General features: G+C 43.4%; 11 protein-coding genes. 5 read left to right on the forward strand and 6 right to left on the reverse strand.

The features are described from left to right. Positions 1-128 precede the first annotated feature (128 nt). A complete protein-coding gene (gene ilvC, locus BK026_RS14435) occupies positions 129-1,607 on the forward strand; it encodes a ketol-acid reductoisomerase (RefSeq protein ID WP_071817687.1) in 1,479 nt (492 codons plus the stop codon). 163 nt (positions 1,608-1,770) lie between these two features. Here ilvC and BK026_RS14440 read toward each other — a convergent pair whose 3' ends face one another. Beyond that, a complete protein-coding gene (locus BK026_RS14440; protein ID WP_071816480.1) occupies positions 1,771-3,006 on the reverse strand; it encodes a multidrug effflux MFS transporter in 1,236 nt (411 codons plus the stop codon). Positions 3,007-3,599: 593 nt separating this feature from the next. Between BK026_RS14440 and BK026_RS14445 the strand changes: the two genes are divergently transcribed. The 3 genes from BK026_RS14445 to BK026_RS14455 all read left to right on the forward strand — a co-directional run bounded on the left by BK026_RS14445 (position 3,600) and on the right by BK026_RS14455 (position 10,918). After that, positions 3,600-5,438 carry an autotransporter assembly complex family protein gene (locus BK026_RS14445; RefSeq protein ID WP_071816481.1) on the forward strand — a complete coding sequence of 613 codons (1,839 nt, stop codon included), beginning with the start codon at positions 3,600-3,602 and terminating at the stop codon, positions 5,436-5,438. After that, positions 5,435-9,292: a translocation/assembly module TamB domain-containing protein gene (locus BK026_RS14450; protein ID WP_071816482.1), complete on the forward strand. Its 3,858-nt coding sequence runs from the start codon at positions 5,435-5,437 to the stop codon at positions 9,290-9,292. The genes BK026_RS14445 and BK026_RS14450 overlap by 4 nt, the downstream gene beginning before the upstream one ends. A 438-nt stretch (positions 9,293-9,730) precedes the next feature. Then, the gene (locus tag BK026_RS14455) at positions 9,731-10,918 is read left to right on the forward strand and encodes an ankyrin repeat domain-containing protein (protein WP_071816483.1); all 1,188 of its coding nucleotides are present in this window, start codon (positions 9,731-9,733) and stop codon (positions 10,916-10,918) included. A 392-nt stretch (positions 10,919-11,310) separates the two neighbouring features. Here the strand turns inward: BK026_RS14455 and BK026_RS14460 are convergent, their stop codons facing one another. After that, positions 11,311-11,931 (reverse strand): hypothetical protein, encoded by a 621-nt coding sequence (locus tag BK026_RS14460; protein ID WP_071816484.1) that lies wholly within the window; start codon positions 11,929-11,931, stop codon positions 11,311-11,313. Beyond that, on the reverse strand, positions 11,924-12,430 hold the full coding sequence (locus tag BK026_RS14465) for an RNA polymerase sigma factor (RefSeq protein WP_071817688.1): 507 nt from the start codon (positions 12,428-12,430) through the stop codon (positions 11,924-11,926). Before BK026_RS14465 ends, BK026_RS14460 begins: the two co-directional genes overlap by 8 nt. 210 nt (positions 12,431-12,640) lie before the next feature. Between BK026_RS14465 and BK026_RS14470 the strand changes: the two genes are divergently transcribed. Then, a complete protein-coding gene (locus BK026_RS14470; RefSeq protein ID WP_071816485.1) occupies positions 12,641-12,916 on the forward strand; it encodes a hypothetical protein in 276 nt (91 codons plus the stop codon). A gap of 43 nt (positions 12,917-12,959) precedes the next feature. On the opposite strand, the gene BK026_RS14475 is transcribed toward BK026_RS14470, so the two are convergent. The 3 genes from BK026_RS14475 to BK026_RS14485 form a co-directional block, all read right to left on the reverse strand. Then, positions 12,960-13,862, reverse strand: coding sequence for a DMT family transporter (locus BK026_RS14475; RefSeq protein WP_071816486.1), 903 nt, complete (start codon positions 13,860-13,862; stop codon positions 12,960-12,962). Then, positions 13,859-14,767, reverse strand: a complete 909-nt coding sequence (locus BK026_RS14480) for a D-2-hydroxyacid dehydrogenase (RefSeq protein ID WP_371264985.1) — start codon at positions 14,765-14,767, stop codon at positions 13,859-13,861. The genes BK026_RS14475 and BK026_RS14480 overlap by 4 nt, the downstream gene beginning before the upstream one ends. 115 nt (positions 14,768-14,882) lie before the next feature. Then, entirely contained in the window at positions 14,883-15,320 is a 438-nt protein-coding gene (locus tag BK026_RS14485; RefSeq protein ID WP_071816488.1) for a thioesterase family protein, read from the reverse strand. Positions 15,321-15,383: the final 63 nt, after the last annotated feature.

The following is a 15,383-nucleotide window of genomic DNA, read 5'->3' on the forward strand; positions in this document are numbered from 1 at the left end:
GCAAATATATCATTTTCCAAAACAAAAGAAATCTTTTAGTCTCACTACCAAGTCGTCATAGACGAGGTCTGTCAACACCAAGGTCGGTGTTTGATATTGACAAAAATGAATGTTGTTCGGAAATTTTTATGGCTAATTATTTCAACACCCTGTCACTTCGCCAGCAGTTAGATCAGCTTGGCCGCTGCCGTTTCATGGCACGCGATGAATTTGCTGACGGTTGTCAGTTCTTAAAAGGCAAGAAAATTGTCATTGTAGGCTGCGGCGCGCAGGGCCTTAACCAAGGCCTGAATATGCGTGACTCAGGGTTAGATGTTTCTTATGCGCTGCGTCAGGCAGCCATTGATGAGCAACGCGACTCATATAAGCGCGCAACCAGTAACGGATTTACCGTTGGTACTTACCAACAGCTCATTCCAGAAGCAGACGTGGTATATAACCTAACACCTGATAAGCAGCACGCTAGCGTAGTTGAAGCTGTTATGCCGCTTATGAAAGAAGGTGCGACACTAGGTTACTCTCACGGTTTCAACATTGTTGAAGAAGGCCAGCAGATCCGTAGCGATATCACAGTTATTATGTGTGCGCCGAAAAGCCCAGGTTCTGAAGTACGTGAAGAATATAAGCGTGGTTTTGGTGTACCAACACTTATTGCCGTGCACCCAGAAAACGACCCTGAAGGTAAAGGGTGGGATCAGGCTAAAGCACTTGCTAGTGCAACGGGCGGTGACCGCGCAGGTGTACTTGAGTCATCATTTGTGGCTGAAGTTAAATCTGACCTTATGGGCGAGCAAACCATTTTATGTGGTATGCAACAAGTTGCAGCAGTACTTGCGTTTGAAAAAATGGTTGATGACGGCATTGACCCAGGTTACGCAGGCGCACTTATTCAGTACGGCCTAGAAGCCATTACTGAAGCACTTAAGATTGGCGGTGTAACCAACATGATGGACCGTCTATCAAACCCTGCAAAAGTGAAAGCATTTGAGCTTTCTGAGCAGCTAACCGATTTACTTCGTCCGCTATTTGAAAAGCACCAAGACGACATCATCAGCGGTGAGTTCTCTCGCACTATGATGGAAGACTGGGCCAATGGCGATGCGAACCTACTTAAGTGGCGTGAAGAAACCGGTGAAACCGCGTTTGAAAACGCACCGGCTTATGAAGGTGAAATCAGTGAGCAAGAATTCTTTGACCACGGCATCTTACTGGTTGCCATGATCAAATGCGGTGTTGAAGTGGCGTTCGACGTAATGGTTGAAGCAGGAATTCTACCTGAGTCTGCGTACTACGAATCACTACATGAAACACCGCTTATTTCTAACACAATCGCACGTAAGCGTTTGTATGAAATGAACGTTGTTATTTCAGACACAGCAGAATACGGAAACTACTTGTTTGCCAACGCAGCAATTCCGATTTTGCGTGAGAAATTTATGCCTACCATTGATACCAGCGTTATCGGTAAGGGTTTAGCAGCTACTTCTAATCAAGTAGAGAACAAACGCCTTGTTGAAATTAACGAAGCCATTCGTTCACACGGTGTGGAATCGGTAGGTAAGACCTTGCGTGGCTACATGACTGACATGAAAGCCATCATAGGATAGGACAGTTTCTGTCGTTAGGTGCTTAACTAAGCCCTCTTGCCCGACCATTTTGGTCGGGCTTTTTTATGTCTGTAATTCAGTAATTCACATCTCTTTTTACAGCGAACTACTTCTCACTCAAAGCGGTTACTGAAAAATGCTTATCTCGTTAAGAAACAACCACTTACCGAAGCCGTTCAGCGAAGCGAACTGACACATAAGCCAGTGCAAAAAAGACAAGAAAACCCCAACCTATTGGCATCAAGTTCCCATTTAAAAAACTATCGACTATAAGGGCAACAGGCACCGAGAATAAGCTTGAAAAGCAACCAATAATTGCTGCACCTAAACCAGCCATATCGCCAAGAGGCTGCATTGCCATAGCGTTTAAATTGCCAAACAGAATACCTACAAAGAAAAAGCCAACGAACATAACGGCCACGGTCGGAATTAATGGCGGCAGACCATCGTAAGCAAATAGCAGTGCCAAATACACCACCGCAAAACAATTTACGCCTTTAAGCGCAAATCGACACAGCTTGCGCATGCCGAAGCGCATTACCATTTTTCCGTTAAAGTAAGAAGCAAGGCCTATGGAAAAGGCGAGGGTAGCAAAGATATACGGGAACCACTCGCCCACGTCGTAAAACACAGTAAATATGGTTTGCGATGCACTTAAGTACGCCAGAAATGCTCCAAAAATACAGCCCATAGCAAAGGTGTAACCCATCACTGCTGGGTTAGTCAGAATATACTTTGACGATAAAAAAAACTGCGCCCATGAAAACTTTTTACGCTTCGCCCGCGGCAAGGTTTCTCCTTGACGAGAAAAGAACCAGATACCAGCCATGGTAGCCACAATAAGAAATAGCGTGAAAATATGGAACCATGAAGATAACTCCATCACCGTTTGCCCGATAATAGGCGCCAGCATAGGTACTAAAATAAATACCATCATGATAAACGACATGACTTTTGCCATTGCATCGCCTACGTATAGGTCACGAATAATGGCCATTGAGGCTATGCGAGGGCCTGATACGCCAAACGCCTGAATAACACGCCCCACCAGCATGGTTTCCAGGTTGGTTGCCAACATACACACAAAAGTACCTAAGGCGAAAATACACAAGCCCACTAATATAGTTAAACGACGACCGCGGCTATCTGAAAACGGACCGAAAAACATTTGCCCAAATGCCATGCCTAAAAAGAAAACGGTGACAATTAAATGGGTTTGATGATCTTCTTCCACATTTAGAGACTCACCAATTTGAATAAGTGCGGGCAACATAGCATCTATACTCAGTGCTACTAGCGAAGTCATCGTTGCCATTAAAGCTACAAATTCAACAAGGCCAAGGGCGGGCTTTTGCGCAACTGCGGTTTCAACAGATACGCCATTAGGTGTCTGGGGCATAAAATCTCGAATGTGAATAAAGTGGAGGAAACGTATATGGTGCGCATATGGAGCGATAACGCACACGAATAATAGGATAACAGAATATCGATTAAAAAGCCGTCAGCAAAATATTGCTAATCGTAAATACTGGTGTTTTCAACGGGTAGACGACCAATACAGCAGATACTTAATAAAACGGGTTAAAAAACTATCCTCAGGCGATATTGTTAGTATGACTAGCACTTTTAATCTACATTTCTATAGCCTGTGGAACTTTAACAATGCAGTAAGCTCTATTATGTACTGTAAGCGGCGCACAACATGCTACGCATGTTTATCGGGGTCAAAACAATGCGCACTGTTTGGCTAGTGACAATAGTTATGTAGCATCGTTTTAATGAAAACGTTGTTTGCATAATTGGGGCACTTTTTTGCAACTGCGCACATAAAGGTTCTAAACCGCCTCACATTAGCGCAATAATGTGATCTCTCGTCGTACTTTGCAGATACAAATTACAGATATGGTATTATTAACCACAGATATATTATGGATTTTACCCACACGCGGTAAGCGTCTAAGCGCAGCGTTACCTTAAGGATTCAGCCTTTTCATGCCTTCGATTTGGAGCAGGCTTACTAGTTTTCGAGAGCCTCTATTCCGACAATTTATATTGAAAAAAAGCCGAGCAGTTCGTGTTTTGGTTTGCCATATCTTGTGCACGCTTACTTTCGCCTTGCTTAACAACTCTTACGCCCAAGAGCCTATCTCTTACAATATTCAAGGAGTTGAAGACGCTCAACTTCGCAATAATATTCGCCTGCATTTGAATAGTCTTGATGTAGAAAAAACTCTGCTCACCGACCCCTATTGGCAAGACGAAGTAGGTGAAACAGTAGCGACAGCAGTACAACCCTATGGTTATTACAACAGCGAGACCAAAGTGAACATTGAAGAAGGTGACAGGGTTACCGTGAATGTTGCTTTGAATGCGCCACTCACTATCAATAAGGTTACTCGCGAAATTATAGGTGCAGGACGCGAAGATAAGGCTTTTAGAGAACGTTTCAACTCGCTAAAACTCAAAGAGGGCGACGTGCTAAACCAAACCATCTACGAGTCGTTTAAGTCGTCCATGTTCAACTATGCACTATCTAATGGCTATTTTGATTACTTTTGGCAGGCTACTCGCCTCGACTTGGTGCGCGATGAAAAACAAGCCAACGTTCTGCTCATCGCACAGAGTGGCCCTCAGTACAAATTTGGTGAGCTAAAATTTATTGGCAACGACAAGGCAAAAGCTATCATCGAGCGACTGAAGCCCTTTCAAACGGGCGATGCGTACTCTTCATCTACGTTAGCTGACTTTAACAGAAGCCTGAATCAATCAGGGTATTTTACCCGCGTCATTGCCCGACCGGTTGTAAGTGAGGCTGATGGCTTGCAGGTTCCCATAGAAATATCATTGCTTCACCGCCCCACCGATGCGTTTAATGTTTCTGTTGGCGCGGCCACCGATACCGGACCACGGCTTCGCTTAGGTTGGGAGCGACCTTGGGTTAACAGCAAAGGTCACTCAGTTTCATCGGATATTTTCATTTCAGCACCAGAGCAATCCGTCACTGCTGATTACCGCATACCAATGAAAAATATCACTCGAGACTATGCCAGTATAGAAGCGGGCTACCAGTTTATTGAATACAGCAATACCTCGTTTGAAAGTGAAACGTTATCTTTAGCGGCACATCGATATTGGCAGGGTAATGATTCACCTTGGCAGCACGATGGCTCTATCACTTACTTACGTGAAACTTATGATCAGGGAGAGTTGAGCACGAATACCACCTCTTTGGTGCTGCCAGGGTACTCGTTAACCTATCGTGATAAAGACAGTGAACTTAATATTAATAACGGTACCTACCTTCAAATGCTCACCCAAATTGGTAAAGAAGGGTACGGTTCTGATATCGATTTTGCCAAAGCCGTTGTCGAAGCAACGTTTATAAGAACGTTTAATAATGTACACAGAATAGCGCTGCGCGGTGAGGCTGGGATCATAAAAACTAATCGTTTTGATGACGTACCTACTTCGCTGCGTTTTTACGCCGGGGGCGATAAAAGTGTTCGTGGCTTTGACTATCGAGAGATCTCTCCAACAGCGGAAGTTATCGACCCGGAAACAGGCGAACTTACCGTTGATTCAATTGGTGGGAAATACCTCGCTACGTCAAGTATAGAATATGCCTATCAAGTGGCAGAGAATTGGCGAGTAGCAGCTTTTGTTGACGCGGGCACAGCAACTAACGATACGAATACAACGCTGACATACAGTACTGGGCCCGGTGTACATTGGCTCTCGCCAATTGGCCCAATACGATTATATATAGCAAGAGGTTTTGCGCCAGAAGAAAACACATGGCAGCTACATATTATGTTGGGGCCTGAGCTATGAAAAAACGTACGCTTTCGGCCATTTTACTTTCACCGGTTCTTATACTGGTCGCATTGTATGCTGTTTTGATAAGCCCTTTAGGCGGTCCTGCCGTTAAGTTTTTGGCCAACACGCTGGTTGAAAACCTTTCCATCGATGCCATTGACGGCGGATTTGCTGACACGCTAGAAGTACATAATGTTGAGTGGGAGAACCCGCAATGGAAGGTAACTGCACAATATGCCTACATTGACATTACGTGGCGTTGTTTGTTTGAACCTAGAGTATGTATCAATGAAGTCATGCTTGAAAACGCTACGCTTACACAGCGCTCAAGCGCACCTGAATCTTCCGATGATACACCTGCAGGAGGCCAGGTTGAATTGCCGCTGCCTATTGATGTTGGGTATTTAGCACTAACGAATATCAAACTTGCGTTGCTTACGACAACAGTGGAGATTGATGAACTAGAGTTGGCCGATTTTGAAGGAAATAGCGCCCTTATTCTCGACAGTATAGCCGCCAAAGGTGTTCGTATTTCTCTTTTAGAGCAAAATGAAGCAGATAGTCCATCGTCTGCAGCCATCACCAATGCATCGAAGGCTAACAGTAATCAACCTGCCACACATACACAGCAAGCCCCCGAGGAAGAAGTGCCCAGTACTGATAGCGCTTTGCCTACGTCATACTCATTAAGCTACAACGTTCCTGAACTACCCAACATTGCCTCACCTATACCTTTGTCTCTTGGTAATTTTTTAGTAGAAGATCTACACATAATTCAAGGAGAGAGTGCACAACACGTCTCACTCATCTCACTATTAGAGGCTCACTTCAAGGGCAGTGATGTCGCTATTGCAGACATGACCGTTGTGCATGAACAAGGTGAAGTAAAAGGAAAAGCAAGCGCAACACTTGATGGAAACTTCCCATTAAATGTGGCTATTAACGCGAAAACGAAGCTTGGCGACACACCACAAGAACTGAGTGTAGCGGCTGAAGGCGCGTTGGACGACTTAACGCTGTCAGTTGCGGCCAGAGGCGCGATAACTGCGAATGCTAACCTTATGGCCAACTTGCTAGACAGTAATCTACCTATAGAATTCACTGCGAACTGGCAAGAACAAGCCATACCGACAATGGAAAATACTACGCTCAAAGAAGGACAGTTAACGCTTTCCGGCACCATGGGTGATTACGTGCTTAAAGGGGCTGGCGCCGCTACATTGCCGGACATTGGCAATGTTCCGGTATCACTTGATGTGGTGCTGAAAAAGAACAATATCTTTGTTAATCAAGCCAATATAAACGCCTTGGAAGGGAGCTTAACCAACACAGGTACTCTGTATTTAAATGAAAGCATTGCGTGGGAAGGTAAGACAACGCTTAAGAATGTATCAGGGCGAAAGTTCAGCACTTATGCGCCTGAAAAAATTAGCGGAGAAATAGACAGCATACTGCAATACTCTGAGCGCGGCGGATTACATATGAGCCTAAGAGATATGACTGTCACAGGCGTACTTCAGGGCAAACCGCTTCAGGTGAAGGGGAATGCGGTTTATGCTAGCCCGAGCGACTTATTCGTTACTAACGTCAATATCACTCAAGAACACCAGCAAGAGCGAAACACGATACGCGCCATTGCTCAAGTACTGAATAAGCGGCATTTAAATGCAGATATTGCGATAAACGTAAACGCAATTTCAAGCCTATACCCCGAAATAACGGGGGCGCTAACCGGCAATATAACAGCCACCGGTCCGTGGCAAAACCCGAGTGCCAACGGCACAATTGCACTTTCTAATATCGCGGTGTCACCCAATTTAAATGCCTCTGCCGCGCAGCAAGGGCCATTGAACGGCGAAATCAAAGTTACCGGTACCTATCGCGATCACACCGCAGATATTGACCTTGCTGTGCCAAATAATAATATTGGGCTGTCTTTGAAAGGCGCGTGGACGAATAACCATTGGGTTGGAAAAATCAGTGATACTGCGCTAAAAATTGCCAATATGCAGTGGACGCTATCAAGCCCGTTCAACGTTGACATAGGCACCACACCTGTAACGGCTAAAATTGGTCAGCACTGCTGGACCTCGCGAAAAGAAGGTGAGCTTTGTATTTCAAACGTGAATTATCAAGAAGACAAAGCCAGCTGGGATATTAGCGCAACATCGCTGCCCATTGGGTTATGGGCAAATGAGTTAGCGCCAACGGTTGTATCAAGCCCTTCAAAGGCAACACTTACCGTAAAAACCAAAGGCAGTTATTCAGCTAACAATCCCATTGATGCGACGTTCACTGCGTCTATGAGCTCAGCGCCATGGCAGCTGGGTGAAACGCGACCGCTGACGCTTACTATTAACGCTATAGAAACCAACGGTAAAATAACGCAGGGGCAATTAGAGTCGACATCTCTTATATCGAGCCAAGATATTGGTGATGCGACGCTATCGCTAAATACTCGCCCATTTGATGAGCGCGTTCCGCTAGAGGGAACGTTGATGATGGAAGGGCTTAACGTTGCGCCATTTAAACCCCTTTCCCCGGCAATAAGAACCCTGACGGGAAAGCTTAATGGTAACATTTCGCTAAGTGGGTTCATTGACGATCCAGCGCTAAACGGTGAATTGAGCATTGCCAATGGCGCTATTGATATTCAAGATACACCGGTCTCTCTGGCTGACTGGGAACAAAGCGTTGTACTTGATGGCCAAACCGCCGCTCTTGACGGTACATTTGTTTTGGGTGGTGGAAAGGGTGCGCTGAAAGGCGAGGTAGACTGGTCATCCAACCCCAGTGCGACATTTAATTTAAAAGGAAACGGTTTCGAAGTTCGTCAGCCAAACATTCGACTGAAGGTATCACCGAATATCGATATCGCCGCCACAAAAGAAAAAGTGGACGTGAGTGGCGAGGTAAATATTCCGTGGGCGAGAATTGAAATAGAGTCGCTACCTGAGAGCGCGGTTTCACCATCAAAAGACGTACACCTGCGGGGAGAACCGGATAGAGAGGAACCGCTGGATATCGTCCATGCTTCAGTATTGGTCAATATCGACAAAAACAAAACCGAAGAAGTGAAACTTGAAGCGTTTGGTCTTACCGCAAGTTTGTACGGCGGTATTCGCGTAAACACCCAGCCTGCGCTTGTGGGCTATGGTGACCTACAAATTTTAAATGGCCGTTACAATGCCTACGGACAACAGTTAATTATTCAAACTGGTGAAGTACAATTTAACGGCCCTATTGATCAACCGTTGTTGCTGGTTGAAGCCATTCGCGACCCGGCTAAAACCGATGACGACGTAATTGCAGGTATTCGTATTGATGGCGCTGCCGACTCGCCAAGTATCAATCTGTTTTCAGAGCCTGCAATGGATCAGCAAGGCGTACTGTCGTACTTGCTTACCGGCTCGGGTCCGAACTCAGGAACACAAGATCCTAATTACGCCGCACTGCTTTTAGGCTTTGGCTTGTCGAACACCAAAACCCTAACGGGCCAAGTTGGCAGTGCGTTGGGCATTGATGACTTCAGCCTAAGCACCAACGAGAACATGCTGTCAGTGACAGGGCAAATTAATGAACGATTATCAGTAGAGTACAACGTAGATGTTGGCTTGAGTAACAACGACGCTAACAGCACGCTACGCCGTAGGCAATTACCACCTGATTTAGCGCTAAAGTATCAATTGTTGCCTAGCTTGTACTTAGAAGCGATTCAAACCACATTGGAAGATCAATCTGAATTTGCCTTAGATCTCTATTATGAGTTTTTCTTGGGCGATAACAGAGTCCAAAAAGATAATGATGAAGACAACAGTGATCCTAACGATACCGATGTAAATGCAGAGCAAACGCTGAAAGATAACTGAGGCGCACCCAGTGTTAGTCGTAACACATCAGTAAAATGTACGTGAAGCTGCCATTGGATAATTGTAATTCCTAAGGCAGCTATGAGCGTGCAACGGACGCTCACAGTTCATAATTTTATTACTGAGAATTCTCAGTAAATCCCCAGATACACACAAATAACTTAGCTAACATTTTGATATAACAAAATAAAGTGAGCTTCTCATCATTGGATATTACTATGAAGTTTCAGTAATACCTCAATAAGGTTAGTTTTAAGCGTAAGCTGTATTATTAACAATTTGAATTATTAGACTTTTCTGGTAATTTGAATAGAAAATCGTAGACAGATATTACTGAGACATCTAAATAATAATCTGTTAGCTGCTTAATGCAGTAGCAATCCATTTCTTATAATCTGAATTATCGGAAGTAAAATTTAAAATTAATAGGACGTATAAATGAAAGTATTTTTGTTATTTATAATAATAATTCTCACAGGTTGCAGTGACCCTCAAGGTGAGATAGAAAAGCTAGGTATTCCATATACTCAAAAATCTTTTTTCGAGCAAGCCGTTTATAAAAAAGATACAAATTTGATAAAGCTTTTTTTGAATGCTGGCTTGTCTGTTGAGGCCACAGATGAAAGTGGAGATACAGCACTTATTAACGCTGCTATAAGAAATGATTTTGAAAGCATAAAAATGCTTATTAAAGAGTTTGATGCTAATGTACATACAAAAAACAAATATGGACGTGATGCCTTAGCTGCATTTTTAGATAATAATATTAAAGACTTTTCATCTATCAAAAAAATAACTCCATTTATGTTAGAACATGGAGCAACTTTAGATACATACTCCAATACAAAGAATAACTCTTTAGAAAAATTAACTCGAATTCATGATAACTACTATACAAAGGAAGCACATATTCCTTTATTAGCCCAATTCTTTGAGTGGGGGTATGATATTAACAAAAATATAAAGTCTTCATACTATATCGGTGGGCAAAGAATTCCATTAAATACTTATATGGATGCAGCGATTTCCGCCTTAGACTTTGAGTTAATTGATTTATTAATAGAAAAAGGAGCTAAATTTCAAAAGCATGAAGCTTTAGTAAATATATACAGATCACTTTATTACGACCAAGCAATAAGAAAATTACCTAAAAAGTATCAAGGTGATATGTCTGAGCACACTAAAAGAGCAATGCAGACGATTTCTGAAATAGCAAAAGGTTTAAAAGCATTTGAACCTGATATTTTATTTAAAATGAAATATGACAGAGATACAGTTGGTGTTTGGATGATAGAACCAATCAAACTAGCAATTGAAAAAGGCATCGATATTAATAAAATACCTTATGGTGAAAACCCATATTGGAGAGACAACAAAGCCTTACCAATCACACATAAACTTATTTCTAGCTCAAGATATTTCGAACCAGTTAAACCATTAATAACTGAATTACTTAAAATAGGAGCGGACCCTTCTATAGAAGTTGCAAGTAGAAGGAACTCCGGTTATTCATTTTCAGAGCATACTGCATTGACCTTAACCTGTGATAGAGTTTTTAGTAAAAGCAAACCCAATTTCTGCGTTAATAAATCACTTATAGAATATAATAGTTATTTCTTAAATTAAAAAATTCTAAATGCTTTTTTATACAAAATGGAACCGTCGATAAAATATATTATCGACGGTTTATATGACATAAGTTTTGTGTGTAATCGCAGCTAACAAGCAAATTAATCAGGACAAATTACAGTTGGTTTTTGCTCCTGCGTCGCTTATTTTAACCAACTGTAATTTGTCCATTATTTGGGCGTTACTAATGACCGCTTCTGGCAAAAAGCAGAAGTAGCGCGTCAATGATCTGTTCGTCCGTAATTTGCCTGAAACGGCCGAACGCAAGAGCTATGTCAAATGTTCGCTTAACGCTCATAATAAACGGCTAAGCAAGGTTCCAACCTAGCACTGAAAAGTTTGTCAGCGTGCAATGCCCCAAACAACATATCACATCTTTATCTGTGCCCTTACCTATACTGCGCCATATTCTCTAGTGCGTCGAGTTGACGCTCGAAGCGCTTTTGTCTTTTGTTGGCCCATACATACCACACTAGCATCACAATGCTTATTGAAGACAAGACAATAACAATTCTTGCGGCTTTTTCTGCCGTCAGCTCACCATAAAAATACCGCTCCAACGCCAAGCCTACCCCAAAAACCATGCCTATCCACGTTGAGTGTTTAGTCATATAAGCAATTCTGACGTTATTCCTGATTTGCTTAGTGAGTTTTGCGAGATGGTCAGTAGTTTGTGTATTTTTATAGAAAGCAGCTTCGCTTCTCAGCCACAGTTGGTAAGCAAGAAAAGGAATGGACGCGATTAAGATAAACATAATTATCATATGCGCAATATGCGACATGTTGTCCCAATATTTTAAAAGTACATAAATACCAGGAGCAACCATTAATAAATCCAATATTATGTACCAACGCTGTTTTGTTCGCTCGCTGCCCAAATTAGCTTTTACACCTTCAAGGTTGATAGTTGTCACTGGCTGGGCTTGCCATAGCGCAGAAAGGGAATCATTTTGCTCATTGTCTGCCAATACAGGCGGGTTTGTCTGATTTTCTTTGTCTGAATTATGCATGCGGTTGCTCCTGCATGATACTTTGCTTGGCGCGTTTTAATATCACACCAACATGATTTTTCGTCAGACCACTTACGTCTGCAATTTCATCGTAACTTAAACCTTCAAGGGAAAGCGTAAGCACTTGTCTTGACGGCAATGGAAGTGCTCGTACCGCGCGCAATAAGTGTTCTAATGACTGGTGTTGACTCGACATTTCTTCTGGTGAGTGGGTGTTACTCGCGAACCCGTCAGAGCCTAGGTCATCGTGGTCATATTGATGGGTATCAAGACGCTTCACTTGACTTGCTACGTGAGTTACTGCGCGGTTATGAGCTATCTTCAAAATATAGGTTTTCACGCTGCTATCGCCTTTAAAGCGCGACAGTCCCTGCCAGACGGCAAGAGCAATTTCTTGCAATAATTCTTGCTGCATCGCCTCATTCGCTTCATAACTGTTGGCTACACGGCTTAGTATTGCCCCGTATTGCGCAAAAACATCTTCAAAACCCTGCCCCAACGTCACATCCCTAATCACAAAAATTGTTGTTATTTTATTGTGTTACTTCTATCAGTCTGCCCCCACGAATTTTTATTACAAACTTTTTTCGTCAATGCTGTAATTTTTTTAAGCAGCAAACGACTAGTTAAAACAGCAAGTGCAGTAACGTGCGTTTAGGGCATTTTCCCTAAACGCCTTCAACCGTGAAATTTAGATTAGGAAAACACTATGTCTACGTTAAGTTTAGTTTTGTTAATTAGCAGCATTACGTCGCTTGTGCTTTTGGCAAGCTACCTAGACGCAAAATTTCAATGGCGACTAAACGACTGGATGAACGGCGAGTGCAGCAACCCGTTCGTTAAAAGCCTGACCGACAAACAGCAGCAACGTTTAGAGGAAAAAGATGCACAAATTGAAGCCCTGATGGCGCGTATTGAAACCCTTGAGACCATTGTTACTGAGCCTGCTTATGAACTGAATAAGAAAATCAACGCGCTCAAATAAACGGTTTTACTGGGCCCTGACATTCGTAAAATAACATCAAGCCCTAGCTCGATACCGGTGGGCGACGCATAAAGCGGGGGATCTTGCCCATTGCTATGGCGTTACCCACCAGCACAATGATAACCCCAATGACTGATAACACGCTCCAGGTGTAGCCTTCAAAGAAGGTAGAAATAACCAGTGCCACCATGGGGTATACCAAGACAACATACGCGGCTTTGTCAGCGCCCATTTGCTTTAACAACTTCATATAAGCGCCAAACGCAAATACAGAGCCAAAGATAGCCAAATAAAGCAGCGACAAATAAAACTCACTATGAGTAGGTATAACCAGTTCCCCCGGCATGGCCAAAGAGGTAATGAAAAGCAGCACCATGGCATAGCTCATAGCATAGAAGTTCATTTGGATAACAGGCGTGCCCGAGGTCAAAATACGTTCAGAGATAACGTTACCTGTTGACGCGCAGAAAAAGCTGACAAACGCTATGGCAAGGCCAGTAGCAAGCGCCGCATCCATAGACACCTTGGAAAACTCTGGCACAAATAAACACACAATGCCTAGCAAGCCAAACGTGGCGCCTATAACCACTTCTTTTCTTATGGGCTCCTTAAGCCACCAGCGCCGAAGTACAACGTTAATGTAGATAATACAAGAGCTCATAAGGGCTAACAGTGCGCTAATTATGTGCGCTTGCGCCATATACAATAGCGTGTAATTTAAGCTGTATAAAAAAAGGCCGACCGCTGCCATTTTCACATGAACATGAACCGGTAGCTTAAGCGGCAAACGCCTAATAACACAGTAAGCACCTAAGCAAGCCGACGCCAATAGATAACGCAGCGCAATGGCAAAGGTCTCAGAGGTATGCCCTATTTGGTAAGTGATGGCAATCCAAGTGGAGCCCCAAATCAGGCAGCATAGTGTAAACAAAGTAGCATTGTTCATGGTTGCGTTTTACTCAGAAACGCTGATAGATGAGCAATGGCACTATTGAACAATGTTTGCCTTGCCCCCTTACCAACCCACGCATTGTGAGGGGTTACTAACAAGTTCGGTAGCGACGCTTTTAGTAATATATGGTCAACAGGCGGGGGCTCTACACTTAATACATCTAGGCCTGCACCGCCAATTTGTTTATTTTTAAGGGCTTGATAGAGCGCCTCTTCATCAATTAACCCTCCGCGAGCCGTATTGATAAGAAAAGCAGTGGGCTTCATTAATAACAACGCATCGGCATTAATGAGCTTATCGGTATCTTCCGTAAGCGGGCAATGAAGACTTAATACATCGGCATTAGGTAAAAGCGATGCAAGACTAGGGCGAGGGTCGTCTTTTTTACCTGGGCGAGCTGCGATACTCACCTGCATACCCATTGCCTTGAACAATCTCTCTACGCGCTTGCCAAGCTCGCCATGTCCAACGATTACGGCATGTTTACCCGCCAGCTCTACTACGGGGTGACTAAGCAAGCAAAAGTGAGAAGAGGCAGACCACACTTGATTTTTCACATCGCGCTGGTATGCCACGAAATTGGTGGCTAAATTCAATACCAAGGTTAACGTATGTTGGGCAACACTGTCTGTGCCGTAGCCCTCTACATTTTGAACGGTAATACCAGCCTGTTCGCAGTAATCACGGTCGATATTGTTCATACCGGTGGCGGTCACACCGATATAGCGAAGCTGTTCTGCCTGAGCTAGATCTTTGGCGTTTAATACGACTTTGTTAACCAGCACAGCATCGGCATTTTTAATGCGCTCGGCTACCTCATCTGCATGGGTTTGTTGATAAAGCGTAACCTCAGCGTTTAGCTTATCTAGTGCCGAAGTATCAAGACTCGGTAAATCCATGGTTTCTGCATCTAAAAAGACAACTTGTGTTGTCTCTTCATCACAGTACTCTTTTCTTGCATCGTTAGATATCGAGTCGTTTGAAGGGTGGTATTCAGCCATAATTGCAACCTTCCTACATCACTTCCACGATGGACTCTAACGCTGCTTTCACGTTTACTGGGATAGGAATTGCCTTATCGGTCTTTCTGTCTACAAATACATGCACAAACTGACCATGCGCCACGCGGCGTTTGTTTTCACCGGCATAAACCGACAGCCCGTAAGTGACCGAGCTTCGACCAATTTTGATAACACGTAAACCCACAAAAATGTCTTCAGGATACGCTGCTGGTGCTACATATTGGCATTGACTACTTACCACATATGCCACGGTTTTCCCGTTATGGATATCTAAACCGCCTTCTTCAATTAAAAAGCGATTAACCGCGGTATCAAAAAAACCGTAATACACTACATTGTTAATGTGCCCATATGCATCGTTATCTTGCCAGCGAGTGGCGATGGTAATGCGATACGGATAGTCGGCAATAGTAGGTGTAATATCAGTCATTATCATTCCTTGGCATTTGCATGGTGTTTTTGCCTGTTAAATATGAAGTCAGCTTACGTCGGC

The organism is Alteromonas sp. V450, assembly GCF_001885075.1.
Classification (GTDB): Bacteria; Pseudomonadota; Gammaproteobacteria; order Enterobacterales; family Alteromonadaceae; genus Alteromonas.